Genomic DNA, 22,591 nt, shown 5'->3' with positions numbered 1-22,591 from the left:
CGAATATGATTCCATCCTGTCATGAGCAATGCGACCGAAGAGCTTCCGGACGACCTTGCCAGTGCCCTCGCACTGCTGGCCCAGGAACGTGCGCGCCGTGTCGCAGCCGAAGCAGAAGCGGCGGCCGCCAAGGCAGAAGCCGCCAGCGCCAAGGCACTCGTATCGCATTCCGAGGCGCTGATCGCACGGCTGAAGCTGGAGATCGACAAGGTTCGACGTGAACTCTACGGCAGCCGATCCGAGCGTAAGGCGCGGCTCCTTGAGCAGATGGAACTGCAGCTCGAGGAGCTCGAAGCGGATGCCGGTGAAGATGAATTGGTCGCGGAAATCGCCGCCAAAGCTTCAACCGTCAAAGCCTTCGAGCGCAGGCGTCCGTCACGTAAGTCATTCCCCGAACACCTGCCACGCGAACGCGTCGTTATCGCCGCTCCCGCCAATTGCGCCTGCTGCGGATCGGCTAAGTTGTCGAAGCTTGGCGAGGACATCACCGAGACCCTGGAGGTCGTACCGCGTCAGTGGAAGGTCATCCAGACGGTGCGGGAGAAGTTTACCTGCCGCGAGTGTGAGAAGATCACGCAGCCGCCGGCACCATTCCACGTAACGCCCCGCGGTTTTGCAGGGCCGAACCTGCTGGCGATGATCCTGTTCGAGAAGTTCGCCCAGCACCAGCCACTCAATCGCCAGAGCGAACGCTATGCCCGCGAGGGCGTCGACCTCAGCTTGTCGACGCTGGCCGATCAGGTTGGAGCATGTGCAGCGGCGCTGAAGCCCATCCACTCCCTGATCGAGACGCATGTCCTTGCCGCCGAGCGACTGCATGGCGACGACACGACCGTCCCGATCCTCGCAAAGGGAAAGACCGATACGGGCCGCATCTGGACTTATGTCCGGGATGATCGGCCGTTCGGAGGCCTCTCACCGCCGGCAGCCCTTTACTATGCCTCGCGCGATCGGCGGCAGGAACATCCGGAGCGCCACCTGAAGACCTTCACCGGTATTCTGCAGGCGGACGCCTATGGTGGCTACAATCCGCTGTTCAAGGATGATCGCGATCCAAATCCGCTAAGTCAGGCGTTTTGCTGGGCGCACTCGCGGCGCAAGTTCTTCGTGCTCGCCGACATTGCCGCAAACGCCAAGCGTGGAAAGAACGCCACGCCGATCTCGCCTATGGCGCTTGAGGCCGTCAAACGGATCGACAGCCTGTTCGATATCGAGCGCGAGATCAACGGGCTCACCGCCGATCAACGCCTGGAGAGTCGCCACAAGGAAAGCCTGCCGCTCGTCAATGATCTGCAGGCTTGGCTTCAAACCGAGCGGTTAAAGCTGTCACGCAGTTCTCCGGTCGCGGAGGCCATTGATTATATGCTCAAGCGATGGGACGGCTTCACGTCATTCCTGGAGGATGGCCGGATTTGCCTCACGAACAACGCCGCGGAGCGAGCCCTGCGAGGCTTCGCACTCGGTAGGAAGTCCTGGCTCTTCGCCGGATCAGACCGCGGCGCGGATCGTGCAGCCTTCATGGCAACGTTGATCATGACGGCAAAGCTCAACGACATCGATCCGCAGGCGTGGCTGGCCGACGTTCTTGCCCGCATAGCTGACACGCCGATTATCAGGCTGGAGCAGTTGCTTCCGTGGAATTGGACGCCGCCGACCGTCAACGCTCAAGCTGCCTGACCTGTGGTCTTCACCGGAGGCTTACGCCGATCATCGGCAGGCAGTGTTCCATGCCATAGCCCAGCCGGGCTTTCGCTTGCGCAAGATCGATCCAGAAGAAGCGAAACTGGATCGGGTCGCCGCCGCCGAATGGCGTCAGCTCATGGTGCAGCCATGTCTCTGGGTGGCGACCGTCGAGTTCGACATGAAAATAGTGCCGGCGGTGCCAGGCGATACCACCGATCTTCAGCGAAAACCGGTAGTCGTGCATGTCAAGCGGGGTGAGGGGAGCTGATGGCGCTAGGCCGGTTTCCTCGGAGAATTCCCGCAACGCCGCCTCGGCGATTTCTTCGCCGGTCTCGACCGTTCCGCCCGGCACCTGCCAGAGCACGTCGGGAAAGTCCGGCTCGTCGAAAACGAGAAGCCGGTCGCGCCAAGTGGCATAGATCAGCACTTTCAGCGCATCCGGCTCCATCATGTCGGCTCAGCTGAAGCGAATGATCGCGACTTCGCCTTCGACCGCGCCCTTGTAGGCGGACGCGTGCGGCTCTTCTTCCGGAATGTCGGTCAGCATGCCGATCTGGTCGAGGTCGGCCTCGATGAAACCTTCCTCGGACAACGCGTTCAACGCTTCGCGAACCGCGCTGTCGTCGTCGGCCGCCTTCAGCATGATGTGCAGATCGACACCTTCGCTGCCATCGGTCTCATAACCCTTGCCGATGATGATGAAGACCATCGGGCCTTCGTTGTTGTTGTCGTTGTCCGGGCTGGTAATCATTCTTCGTCCTTCGATTCGAGATTTGAATCTCATTTCAGGCACTTGGCCTCTGCAATCTCTGATTCCTTAGCCGCTTTCGCTGCAATGCCCAAGTTTATCTTGGCCACCGCACGCGATTTTGTCTAAAAGGTCCGGACGGCGGCCAAAAGGCCGCGTTTCAAGGCCTTCTCGGGAAGATTATTTGTTAACAGCCTTGACGAGACGACGGGAAACCAGTAGTACCCGCGCCATCGGAACCCATGTGAGGCATGGCCATCTGGGGCGACACGCCCTCGATATCACCTCAAACAAGGTTCGAAACGCACGTTGAAGATATGTTGCCTGCACGCATGACGCATTTCTTTTGCGTCCTCTGCTCTTTGTGGTCCATCTGCGAAAACAGATCGGGCCACGTTTTGCGCATTGAGACAGGCGTGTGATCTTGCCGGAGACGGCGTGAGTTACGCCCGCAAGGGTTTGAGATTTAAACGTAAGGGATGGTTGAATGCCTACCGTAAACCAGCTGATCCGCAAGCCGCGCCAGCCAAACGTAAAGCGTAACAAGGTTCCTGCTCTGCAGGAAAACCCGCAGAAGCGTGGTGTTTGCACCCGCGTCTACACCACGACCCCGAAGAAGCCGAACTCGGCTCTCCGTAAGGTTGCCAAGATCCGTCTGACCAATGGCTTCGAAGTCATCGGCTACATTCCTGGCGAAGGTCACAACCTGCAGGAACACTCTGTCGTCATGATCCGTGGCGGCCGCGTGAAGGACTTGCCGGGTGTTCGTTACCACATCATCCGCGGCGTTCTCGATACCCAGGGTGTCAAGAACCGCAAGCAGCGCCGCTCCAAGTACGGTGCGAAGCGTCCGAAGTAATTCGGACTTTTTGTAAATTCGGCGCTGCGTGAGGTCCTCCGCGTGATAAAGCGCCTTAACGGTTAAGAGACGAGAAGTATGTCCAGACGTCACAGAGCAGAAAAGCGCGAGATCAACCCGGACCCCAAGTTCGGCGATCTCATCGTCACCAAGTTCATGAATGCAATCATGCTTGACGGCAAGAAGTCCGTCGCTGAAAGCATTGTTTACGGCGCATTTGACTCCGTGCAGAACAAGTCGAAGCAGGAGCCGCTGGTTGTTTTCCACGCCGCCCTCGACAACATTGCTCCGCACGTAGAAGTCCGTTCGCGCCGCGTTGGTGGTGCTACGTACCAGGTTCCGGTCGATGTTCGCCCCGAGCGTCGCCAGGCCCTCGCAATTCGCTGGCTGATCACTGCCGCTCGCAAGCGCAATGAGACGACGATGGTCGATCGCCTTTCCGGCGAACTTCTCGATGCATCCAACAACCGTGGTAGCGCCGTCAAGAAGCGCGAAGACACGCACAAGATGGCTGATGCCAACCGTGCGTTCTCGCATTATCGCTGGTAATCCCGAACGGTTCCCGAAAGGCAGTCCATTATGGCTCGCGAATATAAAATCGAAGACTACCGTAATTTCGGTATCATGGCGCACATCGACGCCGGCAAGACGACGACGACCGAGCGTATCCTTTACTACACCGGCAAGTCGCACAAGATCGGCGAAGTGCACGATGGCGCCGCCACGATGGACTGGATGGAGCAGGAGCAGGAGCGTGGCATCACGATCACGTCCGCTGCGACCACGACCTTCTGGAAGGGTCGCGACGGCAAGATGCGTCGCTTCAACATCATCGACACCCCCGGCCACGTCGACTTCACCATCGAAGTCGAACGTTCGCTGCGCGTTCTCGACGGTGCCGTTGCCCTTCTCGATGCCAACGCAGGCGTAGAGCCGCAGACGGAAACCGTCTGGCGTCAGGCTGAGAAGTACAACGTTCCGCGTATGATCTTCTGCAACAAGATGGACAAGACCGGTGCTGACTTCTACCGCTCGGTAGAAATGATCAAGACCCGTCTCGGCGCCACCGCAGTCGTCATGCAGCTCCCGATCGGCGCAGAGTCCGACTTCAAGGGCGTTGTCGACCTGATCGAGATGAACGCTCTCATCTGGCGCGACGAGTCGCTCGGCGCTCAGTGGGACGTTGTCGAAATCCCCGACGACCTGAAGGAAAAGGCTGCTGAATATCGCGAAAAGCTGATCGAGACCGTTGTCGAGATCGACGAAGCCGCGATGGAAGCCTACCTCGAAGGCACCATGCCCGACAACGACCAGATCCGCGCGCTCGTTCGTCGCGGCACGATCGACGTCAAGTTCCACCCGATGTTCTGCGGCACCGCCTTCAAGAACAAGGGCGTTCAGCCGCTGCTCGACGCTGTTGTCGACTACCTGCCGTCGCCGCTCGATATTCCGGCGATCAAGGGCATCGACTTCAAGACCGAAGCCGAAATCGAACGTCATGCTGACGACGCCGAGCCGCTTTCCATGCTCGCGTTCAAGATCATGAACGACCCCTTCGTCGGTTCGCTGACCTTCGCTCGCATCTACTCCGGCAAGCTCGAAAAGGGCGCGTCGGTCATGAACACGGTCAAGGACAAGCGCGAGCGCGTCGGCCGCATGCTGCAGATGCACTCGAACTCGCGTGAAGACATCGAAGAAGCCTTCGCAGGCGACATCGTTGCTCTCGCCGGTCTCAAGGAAACCACCACTGGCGATACGCTCTGCGATCCGCTGAAGCCGGTTATCCTTGAGCGCATGGAATTCCCCGAGCCGGTCATCCAGATCGCGATCGAGCCGAAGACCAAGGGCGACCAGGAAAAGATGGGCCTCGCGCTCAACCGTCTGGCTGCTGAAGACCCGTCCTTCCGCGTGAAGACTGACCAGGAATCCGGTCAGACGATCATCGCCGGCATGGGCGAACTTCACCTCGACATTCTCGTCGACCGCATGCGTCGCGAATTCAAGGTTGAAGCAACCGTCGGTGCTCCGCAGGTTGCCTATCGCGAAACCATCACGCGTCAGCACGAAGAAGACTACACGCACAAGAAGCAGTCCGGTGGTACCGGTCAGTTCGCGCGCGTCAAGATCATCTTCGAACCGAACCCAGAAGGCGACGACTTCAAGTTCGAATCCAAGATCGTCGGCGGTGCTGTTCCGAAGGAATACATCCCGGGCGTTCAGAAGGGTATCGAAAGCGTTCTGTCTTCCGGTCCGCTGGCTGGCTTCCCGATGCTCGGCGTCAAGGCGACGCTCGTTGACGGTGCCTTCCACGACGTTGACTCGTCCGTTCTCGCGTTCGAAATCGCTTCGCGTGCTTGCTTCCGTGAAGCAGCCAAGAAGGCCGGCGCTCAGCTCCTCGAGCCGATGATGAAGGTTGAAGTCGTAACGCCGGAAGATTACGTCGGTGACGTCATCGGTGACCTGAACTCCCGCCGTGGTCAGATCCAGGGTCAGGAACAGCGCGGCATCGCGATCGTCATCAACGCCAACGTTCCGCTGGCGAACATGTTCAAGTACGTCGACAACCTGCGCTCCATGTCGCAGGGCCGCGCACAGTACACGATGACCTTCGATCACTACTCGCCGGTCCCGTCGAACGTCGCAACCGAGATCCAGGCAAAGTATTCCGGTCAGAAGTGACCGGAATACCAATTGACCGATAACAAGAATTAAGTCCCTCGCGGACTTGCAAGAATGGAGAGCCTAAATGGCAAAGAGCAAATTTGAGCGCAACAAGCCGCACGTTAACATCGGCACGATCGGCCACGTTGACCACGGCAAGACGTCTCTGACGGCAGCGATCACGAAGTATTTCGGCGAGTTCAAGGCGTACGACCAGATCGACGCTGCTCCGGAAGAAAAGGCACGCGGCATCACCATCTCGACGGCACACGTCGAGTACGAGACGGCCAACCGTCACTATGCCCACGTTGATTGCCCCGGCCACGCCGACTACGTCAAGAACATGATCACCGGTGCCGCACAGATGGACGGCGCGATCCTGGTTTGCTCTGCTGCTGACGGCCCGATGCCGCAGACCCGCGAGCACATCCTGCTCGCTCGTCAGGTTGGCGTTCCGGCTCTGGTCGTGTTCCTCAACAAGGTCGACCAGGTCGACGACGCGGAACTGCTCGAACTCGTCGAGATGGAAGTTCGCGAACTTCTGTCGTCCTACGACTTCCCGGGCGACGACGTTCCTGTCGTCAAGGGTTCGGCTCTTGCCGCTCTCAACGATTCGGACAAGAAGATCGGCGAAGACGCCGTTCGCGAACTGATGGCCGCTGTCGACGCCTACATTCCGACGCCTGAGCGTCCGATCGACCAGCCGTTCCTGATGCCGATCGAAGACGTGTTCTCGATCTCGGGTCGTGGTACGGTTGTGACCGGTCGCGTCGAGCGCGGCATCGTCAAGGTTGGTGAAGAAGTCGAAATCGTCGGCATCCGCGCCACCTCGAAGACGACGGTTACCGGCGTTGAAATGTTCCGCAAGCTGCTCGATCAGGGCCAGGCTGGCGACAACATCGGCGCTCTGGTTCGCGGCGTTAACCGTGACGGCGTTGAGCGTGGTCAGATCCTGTGCAAGCCGGGCTCTGTCAAGCCGCACAAGAAGTTCATGGCTGAAGCCTACATCCTGACGAAGGAAGAAGGCGGCCGTCATACGCCGTTCTTCACGAACTACCGTCCGCAGTTCTACTTCCGCACGACGGACGTAACCGGCATCGTTTCGCTGCCGGAAGGCACGGAAATGGTTATGCCTGGCGACAACGTCACGGTTGCCGTTGAGCTGATCGTTCCGATCGCGATGGAAGAAAAGCTGCGCTTCGCTATCCGCGAAGGCGGCCGTACCGTCGGCGCAGGCATCGTTGCCTCGATCATCGAGTAATCATTGAGATCGGCCGTCTCGGAAGAGACGGCCGCTTCGATGACATTATTATGAAGCAAGTGGCTTTAGCCGCTTGCTTATTACAAAGAAATACGGCACATGGCGCGCAAGCGCTGTTTGCGCGCTGCTTCGTCGTTTCGAAGCGGCAGACTGAAGCTAACATAAAGGTGGCCGAAAGGCCTGAAGACTGGATAGGGATGCCGGTTTCCGACGTCCCTCTCGATCTTTGAAACCGGTGGTCCGCCTTTAGGGAAGAAAACAACCCGTGCCTTGAACAAGGGCGCGTAAGTAACAAACACAAGGATAACGTCGAATGAACGGCCAAAATATCCGCATTCGCCTGAAGGCGTTCGATCACCGCATTCTCGACGCTTCGACGCGCGAGATCGTGTCGACGGCGAAGCGCACCGGCGCAAGCGTCCGGGGCCCCGTTCCGCTTCCGACTCGCATCGAGAAGTTTACGGTAAACCGGTCCCCACACATCGACAAGAAGAGCCGCGAGCAGTTCGAGATGCGCACGCATAAGCGCCTCCTCGACATCGTTGACCCGACACCGCAGACGGTAGACGCGCTGATGAAGCTCGATCTCGCCGCTGGTGTCGATGTTGAGATCAAGCTCTGAGCCTAGCTCGAGCTGAGTTGGAAGGATTGAACCGATGCGTTCAGGTGTGATTGCACAGAAGATCGGCATGACCCGCGTCTATAACGACGCCGGCGAACATGTTCCGGTAACAGTATTGCGTATGGAAGGCTGCCAGGTCGTAGCCCAGCGCACAGTAGAAAAGAACGGCTACGCCGCAGTTCAGCTTGGTGCTGGCACGGCGAAGGTCAAGAACACGTCCAAGGCGATGCGCGGCAATTTCGCTATTGCCAACGTCGAGCCGAAGGCCAAGCTCGCTGAATTCCGTGTTTCGGAAGACAACCTGCTTGACGTCGGCACCGAGCTCAAGGCTGGCCACTTCGCCACCGGTCAGCTCGTCGATGTCACCGGCACGACGATTGGTAAGGGCTTTGCCGGCGCCATGAAGCGTCACGGCTTCGGCGGTCTGCGCGCCACGCACGGTGTGTCGGTTTCGCACCGCTCGCACGGTTCGACCGGCTCGCGCCAGGACCCGGGCAAGGTTTTCAAGAACAAGAAGATGGCTGGTCACATGGGCCAGACGCGCGTAACGACTCAGAACCTTGAAGTGGTTTCGACCGACGAAGATCGTGGTCTGATCCTGATCAAGGGTGCAGTACCCGGTTCCAAGGGTGCCTGGATCATCGTGCGCGACGCCGTCAAGTCGGCCGCGAAGTAAGGGAGCCAGACCAATGGAATTCAACGTCAAGACCCTCGAGGGAAAAGACGCAGGGAAGGTTTCTCTTTCTGACGCGATTTTCGGTCTCGAGCCCCGCGAAGACATTCTCGCCCGCGTAATCCGCTGGCAGCTTGCCAAGAAGCAGCAGGGCACTCACCAGGCTAAGGGCCGTGCCGACGTATGGCGCACCGGCGCCAAGATGTACAAGCAGAAGGGTACGGGCCGCGCTCGTCACCATTCGGCTCGTGCTCCGCAGTTCCGCGGCGGTGGTAAGGCTCACGGCCCGGTTGCTCGCAGCCACGAACACGACCTTCCGAAGAAGGTTCGCGCTCTCGGCCTGCGTCTGGCTCTGTCGGCAAAGCTGAAGTCCGATGATGTCATCATCATCGACAACCTGGTTGCTGCTGAAGCAAAGACCAAGGCTCTGGCTTCGACCTTCGCAACGCTCGGCCTGACCAACGCTCTCTTCATCGGCGGCGCCGAACTTGATGGCAACTTCAAGCTCGCAGCCAAGAACATCCCGAACATCGATGTTCTGCCGATCCAGGGCATCAACGTTTATGACATCGTGCGCCGTGGCAAGCTCGTGCTTTCCAAGGCTGCCGTTGAAGCTCTAGAGGAGCGTTTCAAGTGACCGATCTTCGCCACTATGATGTGATCGTCTCGCCGTCGATCACCGAAAAGTCCACTCTGGTATCGGAAAACAACCAGGTTGTTTTCAACGTCGCTAAGACGGCGTCGAAGCCGGAAATCAAGGCTGCAGTCGAGGCGCTCTTCGGCGTCAAGGTCACGGCCGTCAACACTCTGCTCCGCAAGGGCAAGACCCGTCGTTTCCGCGGTTTTGTCGGCAAGCAGAAGGACGTGAAGAAGGCAATCGTGACTTTGGCTGAAGGCCAGACGATCGACGTCTCCACCGGTCTCTGAGGAATAAAAACATGGCATTGAAAACATTCAATCCTACGACCCCGAGCCAGCGTCAGCTGGTCATCGTCGACCGCTCTTCGCTCTACAAGGGCAAGCCGGTCAAGGCGCTGACGCAGGGTCTGACCAAGAGCGGCGGTCGTAACAACCTCGGTCGCATCACGGCTCGCTTCATCGGCGGCGGTCACAAGCGTACGTATCGTCTGATCGACTTCAAGCGTCGCAAGTTCGAAGTTGAAGGCACGGTCGAGCGTATCGAATACGACCCGAACCGTACCGCGTTCATCGCGCTCATCTCCTACGCCGACGGCGAACAGGCCTACATCATCGCTCCGCAGCGCCTTGCTGCCGGCGATAAGGTCATCGCCTCTGAAAAGGCTGTGGACGTAAAGCCGGGCAACACCATGCCCCTGCAGTACATCCCGGTTGGCTCCATCATCCACAACGTGGAAATGAAGCCGGGCAAGGGCGGTCAGATCGCTCGCTCCGCTGGTTCCTACGCACAGCTCGTAGGCCGCGATGCGGGTCTCGCGATCCTTCGTCTGAACTCTGGCGAACAGCGCCTCGTGCCGGGCTCCTGCCTTGCTTCGATCGGTGCGGTTTCGAACCCTGACCACGCCAACATCAACGACGGCAAGGCCGGTCGTACCGTATGGCGCGGCAAGCGTCCGCATAACCGCGGTGTTGTCATGAACCCTGTCGACCACCCGCACGGTGGTGGTGAAGGCCGCACTTCCGGTGGTCGTCACCCGGTTACCCCTTGGGGTAAGCCGACCAAGGGCAAGCGCACCCGGTCGAACAAGTCGACCGACAAGATGATCATGCGCTCGCGTCATCAGCGTAAGAAGTAAGAGAGGAAGTCTCCAATGGCTCGTTCAGTATGGAAAGGTCCGTTCGTTGACGGCTATCTTCTCAAGAAGGCTGAGAAGGTTCGTGAAGGCGGACGTGCAGAAGTAATCAAGATCTGGAGCCGTCGCTCCACGATCCTGCCCCAGTTCGTCGGTCTCACCTTCGGCGTCTACAACGGCAGCAAGCATATTCCGGTCAACGTCAATGAAGACATGGTCGGTCACAAATTCGGTGAATTCTCTCCGACCCGGACCTACTACGGTCACGGTGCGGACAAGAAGGCAAAGAGGAAGTAACGATGGGCAAGGCAAAAGCCGAACGCCGGCTGAAGGACAACGAGGCGCAAGCAGTCGCCCGCACGCTCCGCGTCAGCCCACAGAAGCTCAACCTGGTTGCCGCGGCTATCCGCGGCAAGAAGGTCGAGCGCGCACTCGCTGAGCTGGAATTCTCCCGCAAGCGCATCGCAGGCGCCGTCAAGAAGACGCTCGAATCTGCGATCGCAAACGCCGAGAACAACCATGATCTCGACGTTGACTCGCTGGTCGTAGCGGAAGCTTACGTTGGCAAGTCGATCGTCATGAAGCGTTTCCACGCTCGTGGCCGTGGTCGTGCATCGCGCATCGAAAAGCCCTTTGCGCACCTCACGATCGTTGTTCGCGAAGTTGAAGCCGCCACCGAGGAGGCCGCATAATGGGTCAGAAAATCAATCCAATTGGTTTCCGTCTTGGCATCAACCGTACCTGGGATAGCCGCTGGTTCGCGGACAATGCCGAATACGGTCAGCTGCTGCACGAAGACCTGAAGATGCGCAAGTTCGTCATGAGCGAACTGAAGCAGGCTGGTATCTCCAAAGTGGTTATCGAGCGTCCGCACAAGAAGTGCCGCGTCACGATCCACTCGGCTCGTCCGGGCCTGATCATCGGCAAGAAGGGCGCAGACATCGACAAGCTCCGCAAGAAGCTGTCGGACATGACGAACTCCGAAACGCACCTCAACATCGTTGAAGTTCGCAAGCCGGAAGTCGACGCTGTACTGGTCGCTCAGTCGATCGCTCAGCAGCTCGAGCGTCGTGTTGCTTTCCGTCGCGCCATGAAGCGCGCCGTTCAGTCCGCAATGCGTCTTGGCGCCGAAGGCATCAAGATCACCTGCGCGGGCCGTCTCGGCGGTGCTGAAATCGCTCGTACGGAATGGTACCGCGAAGGTCGCGTGCCGCTGCATACGCTGCGCGCTGACATCGACTACGGCACAGCCGAAGCGGAAACCGCTTTCGGTATCTGCGGCATCAAGGTTTGGATCTTCAAGGGCGAAATCCTTGAGCACGATCCGATGGCCTCCGAGCGCCGCGCACTCGAGGGTGATGCTCAGGGTCCGGCTAGCCGTGACCGCGATCGTCGCCGCGACAACGCTTAATAGCGTTGGTGGCAGATAAGTTCGGAGAATAAGAAAATGTTGCAGCCAAAGCGTACCAAGTACCGCAAGCAATTTAAGGGCCGCATCAAGGGCGTCGCCAAGGGTGGTTCCGACCTCGCCTTCGGTGAATTCGGCCTTAAGGCTCAGGAGCCAAACCGCGTAAATGCACGCGAGATCGAAGCGGCCCGCCGCGCGATCACGCGCTACATGAAGCGTGCTGGCCGTGTATGGATCCGCGTGTTCCCGGATGTTCCGGTAACCGCAAAGCCGACCGAAGTCCGTATGGGTAAGGGTAAGGGCTCTGTTGAATATTGGGCATGCAAGGTCAAGCCAGGCCGCATGATGTTCGAGATCGACGGCGTCAGCGAAGAAATCGCTCGCGAAGCGCTTCGCCTCGGCTCTGCCAAGCTCTCGGTCAAGACGCGCTTCGTACAGCGCATTGCAGAGTAAGGAGCAAGGCACATGAAAGCCGAAGAAGTTCGCGGCCTGACGGCCGATCAGCTCAAGGACAAGCTCGCCGACCTGAAGAAGGAGCAGTTCAACCTGCGCTTCCAGAAGGCCACCGGTCAGCTCGAAAAGTCCTCCCGCGTCAACGAAGTTCGCAAGGACATCGCCCGCGTGAAAACCATTGCCCGCCAGAAGGCGGCAGAAGCAAAGGCCTAAGAATATGCCGAAGCGCATCCTGCAGGGCGTCGTCGTTGGCGACAAGAACGAGAAGACTGTAGTTGTCCGCGTTGAGCGTCGTTTCGCTCATCCGCTGATGCAGAAGACCGTTCGTCGTTCCAAGAAGTACAAGGCCCACGACGAAAACAATCAGTACAAGATTGGCGATACCGTATCCATCGAGGAATGCGCGCCGATCTCCAAGGACAAGTGCTGGACGGTCATTTCCGGCCAGGCAAAGTAAGAATTTCTCGCGAGGCCTTGCGTCTCGCGGAAATTTCTGTATGAAGCAGCGTCAGAACGCTCGTTCGTCGAGCGTTCTTTTGCTTTGAGCGCACGGAAGGTCCCGTTTGGGAAACCACCCTGGCACGATCGATCCCGCGCTAGTCAAGCTAATGCCGTGTTTTCGCCTGCTCTCGTGGCAAGCGGCCGGCTGACAATTTTCATATGCCGGGGTAGGGGGCGACAGCCCAACCATTCCGGTAAACACAAGAAGGCGACCTGATATGATTCAGATGCAAACAAACCTCGACGTGGCGGATAATTCCGGCGCACGTCGTGTCATGTGCATCAAGGTGCTGGGCGGTTCTAAGCGCAAGTATGCCTCGATCGGCGACGTTATCGTCGTTTCGATCAAGGAAGCTATTCCGCGCGGCCGCGTGAAGAAGGGTGACGTGATGAAGGCGGTTGTCGTTCGCACCGCCAAGGAAATCCGTCGCGTAGATGGTTCCATCATCCGCTTCGACACCAATGCAGCAGTCCTCATCGACAACAAGAAAGAGCCGATCGGCACCCGTATCTTCGGACCGGTTCCGCGCGAACTTCGCGCCAAGAACCACATGAAGATCATCTCGCTCGCTCCAGAAGTACTGTAAGGAGCACGAACGATGCAAAAGATTCGTAAGGGCGACACGGTCGTCATGCTCGCAGGCAAGGACAAGGGCCGTACCGGCGAAGTCCTTCAGGTTCTGCCCAAGGAAGATCGCGCCGTAGTCCGTGGCGTCAACGTCGTGAAGCGCCACCAGCGCCAGACGCAGACCCAGGAAGCCGGCATCATCAGCAAGGAAGCCTCGGTTCACTTGTCCAACGTCTCGATCATCGACAAGGACGGCAAGCCGACCCGCGTTGGTTTCAAGGTTGTTGACGGCAAGAAGGTCCGTGTGGCCAAGCGTTCCGGTGAGGTGATCTGATGGCTCAGGCAAAGTACGAGCCGCGGCTCAAGAAGGAATATGTCGAGCGCATCCGCGCGGCGATGCAGGAGAAGTTCTCCTACGCCAACGAGATGATGATTCCGAAGCTCGACAAGATCGTAATCAACATGGGTGTTGGTGAAGCAACGGCTGATTCGAAGAAGCCGACTGTTGCTGCAGCTGACCTGGCCGCTATCGCAGGTCAGAAGCCGGTCATCACCCGTGCACGCAACTCCATCGCTGGCTTCAAGGTCCGCGAAGATATGCCGATCGGCGCAAAGGTTACCCTGCGCGGCGCTCGCATGTACGAGTTCCTGGACCGTCTCGTGAACATCGCGCTTCCGCGCGTTCGCGACTTCCGCGGCCTGAACCCGAAGAGCTTTGACGGCCGTGGCAACTTCGCCATGGGCATCAAGGAGCACATTGTGTTCCCTGAGATCAACTACGATAAGGTTGATCAGATGTGGGGCATGGACATCATCGTTTGCACGACGGCCACCAAGGACGACGAAGCACGGGCTCTGCTCACAGAGTTCAACTTCCCGTTCCGTCAGTAACCGTAACGACGAGCGTAGAAAAGGAACCACACATGGCGAAGACCAGCGCAGTTGAAAAGAACAAGCGCCGCCGTATTACGGTCGCCAACCAGGCCGCTAAGCGCGCCGAGTTGAAGGCGATCATCATGAACCAGGCTCTTCCGATCGAAGACCGGTTCAAGGCCTCGATCAAGCTGGCATCCCTGCCGCGCGATGGATCGAAGACCCGTATTCGCAACCGTTGTGAAGTATCGGGCCGTCCGCGCGCATACTACCGCAAACTGCGCATGTCGCGTATCGCGCTGCGTGAACTCGGCAATCTCGGCAAGGTGCCGGGCATCGTCAAGTCCAGCTGGTAAGGAGCAGGTTAGATGACAATGACTGATCCGTTGGGCGATATGCTCACCCGCATCCGTAACGGCGCTTCCCGCCGCAAGTCGTCGGTCTCGACGCCTGCTTCGAAGCTCCGTGCACGTGTTCTCGATGTTCTCCAGGCTGAAGGCTACATCCGTGGCTACGCTCTTGTCGATTTCGGCAATGGCAAGTCTGAAATCAACATCGAGCTGAAGTACTACGAAGGCGCATCGGTGATCCGTGAGATCGGCCGTGTGTCCAAGCCGGGCCGCCGGGTTTATGTCTCGGTCAAGTCCATTCCGCAGGTCGCGAACGGTCTCGGCATCACCATCCTTTCGACTCCGAAGGGTGTGATGGCTGATCACCAGGCTCGCGAACAGAACGTTGGTGGCGAGGTTCTTTGCTCGGTATTCTAATACCGAGCATCGATCTCCATAGCGAACAGACAGGATATAAAAATGTCTCGTATCGGTAAGAAGCCCGTTCAGATTCCTGCTGGGATTACGGCTACGGTCGAAGGCCAGAAGGTTACTGCAAAGGGCCCGAAGGGCGAGCTGTTCTTCGTCGCAAACGACGAAGTCGGCGTTAAGCTCGAAAATAATGCGGTTGTCGTGACGCCGCTCACGCAGTCGAAGGATGCTCGTTCGAAGTGGGGCATGTCCCGCACGATGATCGAGAACATCTTCACGGGTGTTAAGGACGGCTACGAGCGCAAGCTCGAAATCAACGGCGTTGGTTACCGCGCGTCGCTTCAGGGCAAGAACCTGCAGCTCGCTCTCGGTTTCAGCCACGACGTGGTTTATGAGCCGCCGGTCGGCATCACGATCGCTGTGCCGAAGCCTACTGAAATTGTTGTCACTGGCATCAATAAGCAGCAGGTCGGCCAGGTCGCCGCTGAAATCCGCGAATACCGCGGTCCTGAGCCTTACAAGGGCAAGGGCGTCAAGTATGCCGGCGAACGTATCGTTCGCAAAGAAGGCAAGAAGAAGTAAGGATCACGCGAAATGGCTAGCAGGAAAGAAGCACTTGCACGTCGTGCCAACCGCGTGCGCCGTCATCTCAAGTCGGTGGCCAATGGCCGTCCGCGCCTGTCGGTTCATCGCTCCTCGAAGAACATCTACGTTCAGGTTATCGACGATGTTGCCGGCAAGACCCTCGCGGCTGCCTCGACGCTCGATAAGGACCTGCGCGGTTCTCTGAAGACCGGTGCTGACACCGCGGCAGCTGCCGCCGTTGGCAAGCTCGTCGCCGAGCGCGCCTCCAAGGCTGGTGTCAAGGAAGTCGTATTCGACCGTGGCGCCTTCATCTATCACGGCCGTATCAAGGCCCTGGCAGATGCAGCCCGCGAAGGCGGTCTGACCTTCTAATGAATTTCCGGCCGGCGCTCAGCGCTCCGGCCGGATTTTAACCGGACCGCAAACGCTCCTCGATAGGGGAGGCTGCTGCGGTCCTCGTGTTGTCTGCCGTTCCACCCGCAAAAGAAAAAGGAAAAGGACAATGGCACAGGAAAGAAAAGGTTCGCGCGACGATCGCCAGAACCGCGAAGAGCGCGATAGCGAATTCGTCGACAAGCTGGTCGCGATCAACCGCGTCGCCAAGGTCGTCAAGGGCGGCCGTCGTTTCGGTTTCGCAGCCCTCGTCGTCGTCGGTGACCAGAAGGGCCGCGTTGGCTTTGGTCACGGCAAGGCACGTGAAGTGCCGGAAGCAATCCGCAAGGCAACTGAAGCTGCCAAGCGCGAACTGATCTTCGTACCGCTGCGTGACGGCCGTACGCTGCATCACGACGTTCACGGCCGCCACGGCGCCGGCAAGGTTCTGCTTCGTTCGGCCAAGGTCGGTACCGGTATCATCGCCGGTGGTCCGATGCGCGCTGTTTTCGAAACGCTCGGCGTTCACGACGTCGTCGCCAAGTCGACCGGTTCCTCGAACCCATACAACATGGTTCGCGCTACCTTCGACGCTCTGAAGCACCAGGTTCACCCGAAGGACATCGCAGCACAGCGCGGCATCAAGTATGCAACGCTCCAGGCTCGCCGTGCCGCTTCCGGTAACGCTTCTGAAGAATAAGAGGAGCTGATCCATGGCCAAGGCTACAAAGAAGACCGAAGCAAAGACGGTTACCGTCGAGCAGATCGGCAGCCCGATTCGCCGTCCGGATGTCCAGCAGCGCACGCTGATCGGTCTCGGGCTGAACAAGATGCACCGTCGTCGCACGCTGGAAGATACCCCTTCCGTTCGTGGCATGATCCGTGCTGTCCAGCATCTCGTTCGCATCGTCGACGAGAAGTAAGCAGGGAGTATTCGCTATGAAACTCAATGAAATCAAAGACAACGAAGGTTCGACCCATAGCCGCAAGCGCCTCGGCCGCGGTATCGGTTCGGGCTCCGGCAAGACCGGTGGTCGCGGTGTCAAGGGTCAGAAGTCCCGTTCGGGCGTAGCCATCAACGGCTTCGAAGGCGGTCAGATGCCAATCTACCGTCGCCTGCCGAAGCGCGGCTTCAACAACATCTTCAAGGCCGACTTCGTTGTCGTGTCCCTGGAGCGTGTTCAGGCTGCTATCGACGCTGGCAAGCTCGACGCCAAGTCCACGGTTGATGCAGCAGCTCTCAAGGCTGCCGGCGTTATCCGTCGCGTCAAGGACGGCGTTCGCGTTCTCGCCGACGGCGAGCTGAAGGCAAAGGTCAAGTTCGAAGTTGCTGGCGCTTCCAAGCCGGCAGTCGAAAAGATCGAAAAGGCTGGCGGTTCCGTCACGCTTCTTTCTGCCGCAGCTGCAGAGTAATTTAATCTATGATAAACCGCCCGGGGTGCTTCACACCGGGCGGTTTTGCTCCCATATGTGAGCCTCACAAAAACCGGTCGGATGCACGTGCGTCAGGACAGGTTAGACGAACAACAGGGTGAGGCATAGGTTGCGCCCGCAATCCGTCCGAAGCCCGCTTTTGAATAATTCAGAAATGCCGATCCGGCGTTCTGCCTTTCGCTTGGTCAGAGCCCGAAACCGGTAGCGCGGAGATACGCATGGCGTCTGCAGCGGAACAGTTGGCTTCCAACCTCAATTTCTCGACCTTCGCCAAAGCCGAGGATCTCAAGAAGCGCCTGTGGTTTACACTGGCAGCTCTCCTCGTCTATCGGTTGGGAACGCACATTCCGCTTCCCGGCCTCAACCCGCAGGCCTACGCACAGGCCTTCCAGGGTCAGGCAGGCGGCATTCTCGGCCTCTTCAACATGTTCTCGGGCGGCGCCGTACAGCGTATGGCGATCTTCGCCCTCGGCATCATGCCCTACATTTCCGCTTCGATTATCGTGCAGCTGATGACCTCGGTCGTGCCTGCGCTCGAAAACCTGAAGAAGGAAGGCGAGCAGGGTCGCAAGATCATCAACCAGTACACCCGCTACGGCACCGTCCTTCTCGGCACGCTGCAGGCTTATGGCATTGCCATTGGTCTTGAGAGCGGGCAGGGGCTCGTTGTCGATCCGGGCATCTTCTTCCGCGTCTCCACGGTCATCACGCTGCTCGGCGGCACGATGTTCCTGATGTGGCTCGGCGAGCAGATTACCTCGCGCGGTATCGGTAACGGCATCTCGCTCATTATCTTCGCCGGCATCGCCGCTGGCCTGCCTTCGGCTCTTGCCGGTACGCTCGAACTCGGCCGCACAGGCGCGCTGTCGACGAGCCTTATCCTGCTGGTCATCGTCGTTGCGATCGCCGTCATCGCGATCATCGTCTTCGTCGAACGCGCCCAGCGCCGCCTTCTGATCCAGTATCCGAAGCGCCAGGTGGGCAACCGCATGTTCCAGGGCGATACCTCGCACCTGCCGCTGAAGCTCAACACCTCGGGCGTTATCCCGGCGATCTTTTCGTCCTCGCTGCTGCTCCTACCGGCAACGATCGCGGGCTTCGCCAGCACCACCAACATGCCGACCTGGGTGACCTCGATTGTCGCGGCTCTTGGCCATGGCCAGCCGCTCTACATGCTCCTCTACGGTCTGCTGATCGCCTTCTTCGCCTTCTTCTATACGGCCATCGTCTTCAATCCGAAGGACACGGCCGACAATCTGAAGAAGCATGGCGGCTTCATCCCGGGCATCCGTCCCGGCGAGCGCACCGCCGAGTACATCGATTACGTGCTGACCCGCATCACGGTCATCGGCGCGATCTACCTCGTATTCGTCTGCATTCTTCCAGAAATCCTCGTGTCGCAGACAGGGATTCCATTATCCCTTGGTGGCACTTCGCTTTTGATTGTCGTTAGCGTAACTCTTGATACGGTCGCGCAGATTCAGGGTCACCTGATCGCGCAGCAGTACGAAGGCCTGATCAAGAAATCGAAGTTGCGTGGAGGAAAGAGGGGTCGATGAGACTTATACTTTTGGGGCCGCCGGGCGCGGGTAAGGGGACTCAAGCTCAGCGGATCGTGGAAAAGTACGGCATTCCGCAACTTTCCACGGGTGACATGCTTCGCGCCGCCGTTCAGGCCGGTACCGAAGTTGGCAAGCGCGCCAAGGCCGTCATGGATGCTGGCAAGCTGGTCTCTGACGACATCGTCATCGCAATCGTGTCGGAACGTATCGACCAGCCAGATTGCGAGAATGGCTTCATCCTCGACGGTTTCCCGCGTACGCTGGTTCAGGCCGATGCGACGGAAGCCATGCTCAAGGGCAAGGGTCTCGAACTGTCGAAGGTTGTCGAGATCCAGGTGGACGACAAGATTCTGGCGGACCGCGTTTCGGGCCGCTACACCTGCGCGAATTGTGGTGCCGGCTATCACGACACCAATGTCAAGCCGAAGGTGGAAGGGGTCTGCGACCGCTGTGGTTCGACTCACTTCAAGCGTCGTCCCGATGACAACCGTGAAACCGTGGTGACGCGTCTCGGCGCTTACTACAAGGAAACATCGCCGCTGATCGGCTACTACTATGCCAAGGGCAAGTTGCAGTCGGTGGATGGCATGGCAGACATCGATCACCTCACCGGCGAGATCGAGGGCATACTTTCGAAGCTGTAAGGCTTTGGAAATAAAACTTGGCGGGAGCGGTTGCTTTTCAGCACTGATTCCGTTAAACACCGCGCCAACTCGCGATATCTGATGCGATCGGCGCGGACTTCCGATAGGAATTCCGGGTTCGATCGTTTTGACTTGTTGAGAACCTGAATTGTAATTGCGGCCTTTCAAGGCCGTGTAACGAGACACCACTTGCCGGATGGCAACTGGAACGCAAGGAGAATAGGCGTGGCACGTATCGCTGGCGTCAACATCCCGACCGCAAAGCGCGTTGTAATCGCGCTGACGTACATTCACGGGATCGGTCCGAAATTCGCACAGGAAATCATCGAGAAGGTCGGCATTCCTGCTGATCGTCGCGTGAATCAGCTCACCGACGCTGAAGTCCTGCAGATCCGCGAAACCATCGACCGCGATTACCAGGTCGAAGGTGACCTGCGTCGCGAGACCTCGATGAACATCAAGCGTCTGATGGACCTCGGCTGCTACCGCGGCCTGCGTCATCGCCGTGGCCTTCCGGTCCGCGGTCAGCGCACGCACACCAATGCTCGTACCCGCAAGGGCCCGGCAAAGGCTATCGCTGGTAAGAAGAAGTAATTTCCGGGAAACCGGAGGTGAGGGGGCTGGCGGTCTGCGCCGGCCTCTTTTGAGTTTGGGGCAGGGCCGCAAGGTCTCGTTCCGGTGTAGCCGCTGGTATTACGGCGGTGCAGAGATCCAAGAAAGGGATTAAAATGGCCAAGGAAGCCGTACGCGTTCGCCGTCGCGAACGTAAAAACATTTCGTCGGGCGTCGCTCACGTCAACTCGACCTTCAACAACACGATGATCACGATCACCGACGCACAGGGCAACGCCATTGCCTGGTCGTCTGCTGGCGCCAAGGGCTTCAAGGGCTCGCGCAAGTCGACCCCGTTCGCTGCTCAGATCGCTGCTGAAGACTGCGCCAAGAAGGCTCAGGAACACGGCATGAAGTCGCTGGAAGTTGAAGTTTGCGGTCCGGGTTCGGGTCGTGAATCCGCTCTGCGCGCCCTCCAGGCTGCTGGTTTCATGATCACGTCCATCCGCGACGTGACCCCGATCCCGCACAATGGTTGCCGCCCGCGCAAGAAGCGTCGCGTCTGATCATCGCCATTCACAACATCGGTGAGCGGATCCTCGCTCCCGATGCTTCTCAAGCTCGGTTGTCACGATTGGATGGTGGCAACGAACGGAAGGCAAAAATATGATTCAGAAAAACTGGCAGGAATTGATCAAGCCGAACAAGGTCGAGTTCTCTTCGAGCTCGCGCACCAAGGCGACGCTCGTAGCAGAGCCGCTGGAGCGCGGTTTCGGCCTCACCCTCGGCAACGCGCTTCGCCGCGTTCTGCTCTCCTCGCTGCGCGGTGCCGCAGTGACGGCCGTGCAGATCGATGGCGTGCTGCATGAATTCTCGTCGATCCCTGGCGTTCGTGAAGATGTCACCGACATCGTTCTGAACATCAAGGAAATCGCCATCAAGATGGATGGCGACGACGCAAAGCGCATGGTCGTGCGTAAGCAGGGTCCTGGCGTTGTAACGGCTGGCGACATCCAGACGGTCGGCGATATCGAAATCCTCAACCCCGAGCATGTGATCTGCACGCTCGACGAGGGCGCCGAAATCCGCATGGAATTCACCGTCAACAACGGCAAGGGCTATGTTCCGGCCGATCGCAATCGTGCGGAAGATGCTCCGATCGGTCTCATCCCGGTCGACAGCCTCTATTCGCCGGTCAAGAAGGTGTCCTACAAGGTTGAAAATACCCGCGAAGGACAGGTTCTCGACTACGACAAGCTGAACATGACCATCGAAACCGATGGTTCGATCTCCGGCGAAGATGCCGTCGCTTTCGCGGCTCGCATCCTGCAGGATCAGCTTGGCGTGTTCGTCAACTTCGACGAGCCGCAGAAGGAAACCGAAGAAGAAGCAGTCACCGAACTCGCTTTCAACCCGGCTCTCCTCAAGAAGGTGGACGAACTCGAACTGTCTGTTCGCTCGGCAAACTGCCTGAAGAACGACAACATCGTCTACATCGGCGACCTCATTCAGAAGACCGAAGCAGAAATGCTCCGCACGCCGAATTTTGGTCGCAAGTCGCTGAACGAAATCAAGGAAGTTCTCGCTTCCATGGGCCTGCACCTCGGCATGGAAGTGCCGGCATGGCCGCCTGAGAACATCGAAGATCTCGCCAAGCGTTACGAAGACCAATACTAACCATCAAACGGCGGGCGAGATGCCTGCATGTGAAGGAGAATAGCAATGCGCCACGGTAAAGCCGGCCGCAAGCTGAATAGAACCGCTAGCCACCGCAAGGCAATGTTTGCCAACATGGCGGCTTCGCTCATCACCCATGAGCAGATCGTGACCACCCTGCCGAAGGCAAAGGAAATCCGTCCGATCGTTGAAAAGCTCGTAACCCTCGGCAAGCGCGGCGACCTGCACGCTCGTCGTCAGGCGATCTCGCAGATCCGCGACGCCGCTGTTGTTTCGAAGCTCTTCGACACGATCGCTTCGCGCTACGCAACCCGCAACGGCGGTTACCTGCGTATCATGAAGGCTGGCTTCCGCCAGGGCGACAACGCCGCTCTCGCCGTCATCGAATTCGTTGACCGCGACACCTTCGCCAAGGGCGCAGCCGACAAGGCTCGCGTTGAAGCCGAAGCAGCTGCTGCTGAAGCCGCTTAATATTTTCCGGTTCGCCGGAAGCAAAGCAGCCGGGCTGAAAAGCCCGGCTGTTTTCGTTTGAGGCGTTGATTTGTCATCGCGTGCGGTTCGGCCGCTCGCCAGTCTTGCTGAAATGCTGAAGCCGCGCCGGTGGCGGGCCGTCTATGGCCTCGACATCACCCTGCGCCTCTAGCGCCGCCTTGAAACGCGCAGCATTGCGCTTTCCCCATATCCCGAGAAAACGGGCCCCGGTCAGGTCTTCCTTGAAGACGATCGCGCCACCAAAGGCCGCACTTAAGCCAGCCTCGCCAACGAGCCCGCCGCCGCCATAGACGTCTACGACGACGTCGAGCGGCGCCGCGGCAACGACTGTGTCCCCGGCCGGGGCGAAATGCGGGTCACGGTAGGTGTATAGTGGCGACGCTGCTTCCATGAGGGCAGTCTGTCAGCCCTCATGGTTTCTAACAAGAGC

At 58.7% G+C, this 22,591-nt stretch carries 35 protein-coding genes; 32 read left to right on the top strand and 3 right to left on the bottom strand.

Annotated features, from left to right (window positions below):
• Positions 1–21 precede the first annotated feature (21 nt).
• On the top strand, positions 22–1,677 hold the full coding sequence (gene tnpC, locus ACCD05_RS02145) for an IS66 family transposase (RefSeq protein ID WP_413390881.1): 1,656 nt from the start codon (positions 22–24) through the stop codon (positions 1,675–1,677).
• A 10-nt stretch (positions 1,678–1,687) separates the two neighbouring features.
• On the opposite strand, the gene ACCD05_RS02140 is transcribed toward tnpC, so the two are convergent.
• Positions 1,688–2,131 (bottom strand): NUDIX hydrolase, encoded by a 444-nt coding sequence (locus tag ACCD05_RS02140; protein ID WP_413391064.1) that lies wholly within the window; start codon positions 2,129–2,131, stop codon positions 1,688–1,690.
• Positions 2,132–2,140: 9 nt separating this feature from the next.
• A complete protein-coding gene (locus ACCD05_RS02135) occupies positions 2,141–2,434 on the bottom strand; it encodes a hypothetical protein (RefSeq protein WP_018902684.1) in 294 nt (97 codons plus the stop codon).
• Positions 2,435–2,918: 484 nt separating this feature from the next.
• Here ACCD05_RS02135 and rpsL point away from each other — a divergent pair, with 484 nt between their 5' ends.
• From rpsL to rplQ, 31 genes are all read left to right on the top strand, one after another.
• A complete protein-coding gene (gene rpsL / locus ACCD05_RS02130) occupies positions 2,919–3,290 on the top strand; it encodes a 30S ribosomal protein S12 (protein ID WP_018902683.1) in 372 nt (123 codons plus the stop codon).
• Positions 3,291–3,368: 78 nt separating this feature from the next.
• Positions 3,369–3,839, top strand: coding sequence for a 30S ribosomal protein S7 (gene rpsG, locus ACCD05_RS02125; protein ID WP_018902682.1), 471 nt, complete (start codon positions 3,369–3,371; stop codon positions 3,837–3,839).
• Positions 3,840–3,869: 30 nt separating this feature from the next.
• A complete protein-coding gene (gene fusA / locus ACCD05_RS02120) occupies positions 3,870–5,969 on the top strand; it encodes an elongation factor G (protein ID WP_112945139.1) in 2,100 nt (699 codons plus the stop codon).
• Positions 5,970–6,036: 67 nt separating this feature from the next.
• On the top strand, positions 6,037–7,212 hold the full coding sequence (gene tuf, locus ACCD05_RS02115) for an elongation factor Tu (protein ID WP_111561256.1): 1,176 nt from the start codon (positions 6,037–6,039) through the stop codon (positions 7,210–7,212).
• 313 nt (positions 7,213–7,525) lie between these two features.
• Positions 7,526–7,834, top strand: coding sequence for a 30S ribosomal protein S10 (gene rpsJ, locus ACCD05_RS02110; protein WP_003547547.1), 309 nt, complete (start codon positions 7,526–7,528; stop codon positions 7,832–7,834).
• Positions 7,835–7,868: 34 nt separating this feature from the next.
• Entirely contained in the window at positions 7,869–8,510 is a 642-nt protein-coding gene (gene rplC / locus ACCD05_RS02105; protein WP_065690142.1) for a 50S ribosomal protein L3, read from the top strand.
• Positions 8,511–8,523: 13 nt separating this feature from the next.
• On the top strand, positions 8,524–9,144 hold the full coding sequence (rplD, locus tag ACCD05_RS02100; protein WP_018900275.1) for a 50S ribosomal protein L4: 621 nt from the start codon (positions 8,524–8,526) through the stop codon (positions 9,142–9,144).
• Positions 9,141–9,434, top strand: a complete 294-nt coding sequence (locus ACCD05_RS02095; protein WP_018900274.1) for a 50S ribosomal protein L23 — start codon at positions 9,141–9,143, stop codon at positions 9,432–9,434. Before rplD ends, ACCD05_RS02095 begins: the two co-directional genes overlap by 4 nt.
• Before the next feature lie 11 nt (positions 9,435–9,445).
• Positions 9,446–10,282: a 50S ribosomal protein L2 gene (rplB, locus tag ACCD05_RS02090; protein WP_018900273.1), complete on the top strand. Its 837-nt coding sequence runs from the start codon at positions 9,446–9,448 to the stop codon at positions 10,280–10,282.
• Between the two features lie 15 nt (positions 10,283–10,297).
• Complete coding sequence (gene rpsS, locus ACCD05_RS02085) at positions 10,298–10,576, top strand: 30S ribosomal protein S19 (RefSeq protein ID WP_018900272.1); 279 nt, start codon at positions 10,298–10,300, stop codon at positions 10,574–10,576.
• A gap of 2 nt (positions 10,577–10,578) precedes the next feature.
• The gene (gene rplV, locus ACCD05_RS02080) at positions 10,579–10,971 is read left to right on the top strand and encodes a 50S ribosomal protein L22 (RefSeq protein WP_018900271.1); all 393 of its coding nucleotides are present in this window, start codon (positions 10,579–10,581) and stop codon (positions 10,969–10,971) included.
• Positions 10,971–11,690: a 30S ribosomal protein S3 gene (gene rpsC / locus ACCD05_RS02075; protein ID WP_018900270.1), complete on the top strand. Its 720-nt coding sequence runs from the start codon at positions 10,971–10,973 to the stop codon at positions 11,688–11,690. Before rplV ends, rpsC begins: the two co-directional genes overlap by 1 nt.
• Before the next feature lie 36 nt (positions 11,691–11,726).
• A complete protein-coding gene (gene rplP, locus ACCD05_RS02070; protein ID WP_003573792.1) occupies positions 11,727–12,140 on the top strand; it encodes a 50S ribosomal protein L16 in 414 nt (137 codons plus the stop codon).
• A gap of 12 nt (positions 12,141–12,152) precedes the next feature.
• Positions 12,153–12,353 (top strand): 50S ribosomal protein L29, encoded by a 201-nt coding sequence (gene rpmC, locus ACCD05_RS02065; protein WP_016553554.1) that lies wholly within the window; start codon positions 12,153–12,155, stop codon positions 12,351–12,353.
• Between the two features lie 4 nt (positions 12,354–12,357).
• The gene (gene rpsQ / locus ACCD05_RS02060; protein WP_018900269.1) at positions 12,358–12,597 is read left to right on the top strand and encodes a 30S ribosomal protein S17; all 240 of its coding nucleotides are present in this window, start codon (positions 12,358–12,360) and stop codon (positions 12,595–12,597) included.
• Between the two features lie 262 nt (positions 12,598–12,859).
• Positions 12,860–13,228 carry a 50S ribosomal protein L14 gene (rplN, locus tag ACCD05_RS02055; protein WP_018900268.1) on the top strand — a complete coding sequence of 123 codons (369 nt, stop codon included), beginning with the start codon at positions 12,860–12,862 and terminating at the stop codon, positions 13,226–13,228.
• 12 nt (positions 13,229–13,240) lie between these two features.
• Positions 13,241–13,543: a 50S ribosomal protein L24 gene (gene rplX, locus ACCD05_RS02050; RefSeq protein ID WP_018900267.1), complete on the top strand. Its 303-nt coding sequence runs from the start codon at positions 13,241–13,243 to the stop codon at positions 13,541–13,543.
• Complete coding sequence (gene rplE, locus ACCD05_RS02045) at positions 13,543–14,100, top strand: 50S ribosomal protein L5 (protein ID WP_018900266.1); 558 nt, start codon at positions 13,543–13,545, stop codon at positions 14,098–14,100. The genes rplX and rplE overlap by 1 nt, the downstream gene beginning before the upstream one ends.
• Before the next feature lie 32 nt (positions 14,101–14,132).
• Positions 14,133–14,438 carry a 30S ribosomal protein S14 gene (gene rpsN, locus ACCD05_RS02040; RefSeq protein WP_018900265.1) on the top strand — a complete coding sequence of 102 codons (306 nt, stop codon included), beginning with the start codon at positions 14,133–14,135 and terminating at the stop codon, positions 14,436–14,438.
• A gap of 12 nt (positions 14,439–14,450) precedes the next feature.
• A complete protein-coding gene (gene rpsH / locus ACCD05_RS02035; protein WP_018900264.1) occupies positions 14,451–14,849 on the top strand; it encodes a 30S ribosomal protein S8 in 399 nt (132 codons plus the stop codon).
• Between the two features lie 42 nt (positions 14,850–14,891).
• The gene (rplF, locus tag ACCD05_RS02030) at positions 14,892–15,425 is read left to right on the top strand and encodes a 50S ribosomal protein L6 (protein WP_018900263.1); all 534 of its coding nucleotides are present in this window, start codon (positions 14,892–14,894) and stop codon (positions 15,423–15,425) included.
• Between the two features lie 12 nt (positions 15,426–15,437).
• Complete coding sequence (gene rplR / locus ACCD05_RS02025; RefSeq protein WP_018900262.1) at positions 15,438–15,800, top strand: 50S ribosomal protein L18; 363 nt, start codon at positions 15,438–15,440, stop codon at positions 15,798–15,800.
• A 130-nt stretch (positions 15,801–15,930) separates the two neighbouring features.
• A complete protein-coding gene (gene rpsE / locus ACCD05_RS02020; RefSeq protein ID WP_018900261.1) occupies positions 15,931–16,500 on the top strand; it encodes a 30S ribosomal protein S5 in 570 nt (189 codons plus the stop codon).
• Positions 16,501–16,513: 13 nt separating this feature from the next.
• Positions 16,514–16,723 carry a 50S ribosomal protein L30 gene (gene rpmD, locus ACCD05_RS02015; RefSeq protein ID WP_016553562.1) on the top strand — a complete coding sequence of 70 codons (210 nt, stop codon included), beginning with the start codon at positions 16,514–16,516 and terminating at the stop codon, positions 16,721–16,723.
• A gap of 16 nt (positions 16,724–16,739) precedes the next feature.
• Positions 16,740–17,213, top strand: coding sequence for a 50S ribosomal protein L15 (gene rplO / locus ACCD05_RS02010; RefSeq protein WP_016553563.1), 474 nt, complete (start codon positions 16,740–16,742; stop codon positions 17,211–17,213).
• A 239-nt stretch (positions 17,214–17,452) separates the two neighbouring features.
• Positions 17,453–18,793 (top strand): preprotein translocase subunit SecY, encoded by a 1,341-nt coding sequence (gene secY, locus ACCD05_RS02005; protein ID WP_018900260.1) that lies wholly within the window; start codon positions 17,453–17,455, stop codon positions 18,791–18,793.
• Positions 18,790–19,440, top strand: a complete 651-nt coding sequence (locus tag ACCD05_RS02000) for an adenylate kinase (RefSeq protein ID WP_413390869.1) — start codon at positions 18,790–18,792, stop codon at positions 19,438–19,440. Before secY ends, ACCD05_RS02000 begins: the two co-directional genes overlap by 4 nt.
• Positions 19,441–19,665: 225 nt before the next feature.
• Positions 19,666–20,034 carry a 30S ribosomal protein S13 gene (rpsM, locus tag ACCD05_RS01995; RefSeq protein WP_018900258.1) on the top strand — a complete coding sequence of 123 codons (369 nt, stop codon included), beginning with the start codon at positions 19,666–19,668 and terminating at the stop codon, positions 20,032–20,034.
• A 134-nt stretch (positions 20,035–20,168) separates the two neighbouring features.
• Positions 20,169–20,558 (top strand): 30S ribosomal protein S11, encoded by a 390-nt coding sequence (rpsK, locus tag ACCD05_RS01990; RefSeq protein WP_003547577.1) that lies wholly within the window; start codon positions 20,169–20,171, stop codon positions 20,556–20,558.
• Positions 20,559–20,658: 100 nt separating this feature from the next.
• The gene (locus ACCD05_RS01985; RefSeq protein ID WP_007787729.1) at positions 20,659–21,669 is read left to right on the top strand and encodes a DNA-directed RNA polymerase subunit alpha; all 1,011 of its coding nucleotides are present in this window, start codon (positions 20,659–20,661) and stop codon (positions 21,667–21,669) included.
• 45 nt (positions 21,670–21,714) lie between these two features.
• The gene (rplQ, locus tag ACCD05_RS01980) at positions 21,715–22,140 is read left to right on the top strand and encodes a 50S ribosomal protein L17 (RefSeq protein ID WP_018900257.1); all 426 of its coding nucleotides are present in this window, start codon (positions 21,715–21,717) and stop codon (positions 22,138–22,140) included.
• 73 nt (positions 22,141–22,213) lie between these two features.
• Here rplQ and ACCD05_RS01975 read toward each other — a convergent pair whose 3' ends face one another.
• A complete protein-coding gene (locus tag ACCD05_RS01975; RefSeq protein ID WP_413390864.1) occupies positions 22,214–22,552 on the bottom strand; it encodes a hypothetical protein in 339 nt (112 codons plus the stop codon).
• Between the last annotated feature and the right edge of the window lie 39 nt (positions 22,553–22,591).

The organism is Rhizobium sp. Rhizsp42 (assembly GCF_047304155.1).
Classification (GTDB): Bacteria; Pseudomonadota; Alphaproteobacteria; order Rhizobiales; family Rhizobiaceae; genus Rhizobium.
Note: the sequence above shows the minus strand (reverse complement) of the source record. Positions and strands in the feature narration are given on the sequence as shown.

Bases quoted from the DNA above. Each gene is read 5' to 3' on its own strand.
- tnpC (WP_413390881.1), top strand. From the start codon at position 22: ATGAGCAATGCGACCGAAGAGCTTCCGGACGACCTTGCCAGTGCCCTC.
- ACCD05_RS02140 (WP_413391064.1), bottom strand. From the start codon at position 2,131: ATGGAGCCGGATGCGCTGAAAGTGCTGATCTATGCCACTTGGCGCGAC.
- ACCD05_RS02135 (WP_018902684.1), bottom strand. From the start codon at position 2,434: ATGATTACCAGCCCGGACAACGACAACAACAACGAAGGCCCGATGGTC.
- rpsL (WP_018902683.1), top strand. From the start codon at position 2,919: ATGCCTACCGTAAACCAGCTGATCCGCAAGCCGCGCCAGCCAAACGTA.
- rpsG (WP_018902682.1), top strand. From the start codon at position 3,369: ATGTCCAGACGTCACAGAGCAGAAAAGCGCGAGATCAACCCGGACCCC.
- fusA (WP_112945139.1), top strand. From the start codon at position 3,870: ATGGCTCGCGAATATAAAATCGAAGACTACCGTAATTTCGGTATCATG.
- tuf (WP_111561256.1), top strand. From the start codon at position 6,037: ATGGCAAAGAGCAAATTTGAGCGCAACAAGCCGCACGTTAACATCGGC.
- rpsJ (WP_003547547.1), top strand. From the start codon at position 7,526: ATGAACGGCCAAAATATCCGCATTCGCCTGAAGGCGTTCGATCACCGC.
- rplC (WP_065690142.1), top strand. From the start codon at position 7,869: ATGCGTTCAGGTGTGATTGCACAGAAGATCGGCATGACCCGCGTCTAT.
- rplD (WP_018900275.1), top strand. From the start codon at position 8,524: ATGGAATTCAACGTCAAGACCCTCGAGGGAAAAGACGCAGGGAAGGTT.
- rplB (WP_018900273.1), top strand. From the start codon at position 9,446: ATGGCATTGAAAACATTCAATCCTACGACCCCGAGCCAGCGTCAGCTG.
- rpsS (WP_018900272.1), top strand. From the start codon at position 10,298: ATGGCTCGTTCAGTATGGAAAGGTCCGTTCGTTGACGGCTATCTTCTC.
- rplV (WP_018900271.1), top strand. From the start codon at position 10,579: ATGGGCAAGGCAAAAGCCGAACGCCGGCTGAAGGACAACGAGGCGCAA.
- rpsC (WP_018900270.1), top strand. From the start codon at position 10,971: ATGGGTCAGAAAATCAATCCAATTGGTTTCCGTCTTGGCATCAACCGT.
- rplP (WP_003573792.1), top strand. From the start codon at position 11,727: ATGTTGCAGCCAAAGCGTACCAAGTACCGCAAGCAATTTAAGGGCCGC.
- rpmC (WP_016553554.1), top strand. From the start codon at position 12,153: ATGAAAGCCGAAGAAGTTCGCGGCCTGACGGCCGATCAGCTCAAGGAC.
- rpsQ (WP_018900269.1), top strand. From the start codon at position 12,358: ATGCCGAAGCGCATCCTGCAGGGCGTCGTCGTTGGCGACAAGAACGAG.
- rplN (WP_018900268.1), top strand. From the start codon at position 12,860: ATGATTCAGATGCAAACAAACCTCGACGTGGCGGATAATTCCGGCGCA.
- rplX (WP_018900267.1), top strand. From the start codon at position 13,241: ATGCAAAAGATTCGTAAGGGCGACACGGTCGTCATGCTCGCAGGCAAG.
- rplE (WP_018900266.1), top strand. From the start codon at position 13,543: ATGGCTCAGGCAAAGTACGAGCCGCGGCTCAAGAAGGAATATGTCGAG.
- rpsN (WP_018900265.1), top strand. From the start codon at position 14,133: ATGGCGAAGACCAGCGCAGTTGAAAAGAACAAGCGCCGCCGTATTACG.
- rpsH (WP_018900264.1), top strand. From the start codon at position 14,451: ATGACAATGACTGATCCGTTGGGCGATATGCTCACCCGCATCCGTAAC.
- rplF (WP_018900263.1), top strand. From the start codon at position 14,892: ATGTCTCGTATCGGTAAGAAGCCCGTTCAGATTCCTGCTGGGATTACG.
- rplR (WP_018900262.1), top strand. From the start codon at position 15,438: ATGGCTAGCAGGAAAGAAGCACTTGCACGTCGTGCCAACCGCGTGCGC.
- rpsE (WP_018900261.1), top strand. From the start codon at position 15,931: ATGGCACAGGAAAGAAAAGGTTCGCGCGACGATCGCCAGAACCGCGAA.
- rpmD (WP_016553562.1), top strand. From the start codon at position 16,514: ATGGCCAAGGCTACAAAGAAGACCGAAGCAAAGACGGTTACCGTCGAG.
- rplO (WP_016553563.1), top strand. From the start codon at position 16,740: ATGAAACTCAATGAAATCAAAGACAACGAAGGTTCGACCCATAGCCGC.
- secY (WP_018900260.1), top strand. From the start codon at position 17,453: ATGGCGTCTGCAGCGGAACAGTTGGCTTCCAACCTCAATTTCTCGACC.
- ACCD05_RS02000 (WP_413390869.1), top strand. From the start codon at position 18,790: ATGAGACTTATACTTTTGGGGCCGCCGGGCGCGGGTAAGGGGACTCAA.
- rpsK (WP_003547577.1), top strand. From the start codon at position 20,169: ATGGCCAAGGAAGCCGTACGCGTTCGCCGTCGCGAACGTAAAAACATT.
- ACCD05_RS01985 (WP_007787729.1), top strand. From the start codon at position 20,659: ATGATTCAGAAAAACTGGCAGGAATTGATCAAGCCGAACAAGGTCGAG.
- rplQ (WP_018900257.1), top strand. From the start codon at position 21,715: ATGCGCCACGGTAAAGCCGGCCGCAAGCTGAATAGAACCGCTAGCCAC.
- ACCD05_RS01975 (WP_413390864.1), bottom strand. From the start codon at position 22,552: ATGGAAGCAGCGTCGCCACTATACACCTACCGTGACCCGCATTTCGCC.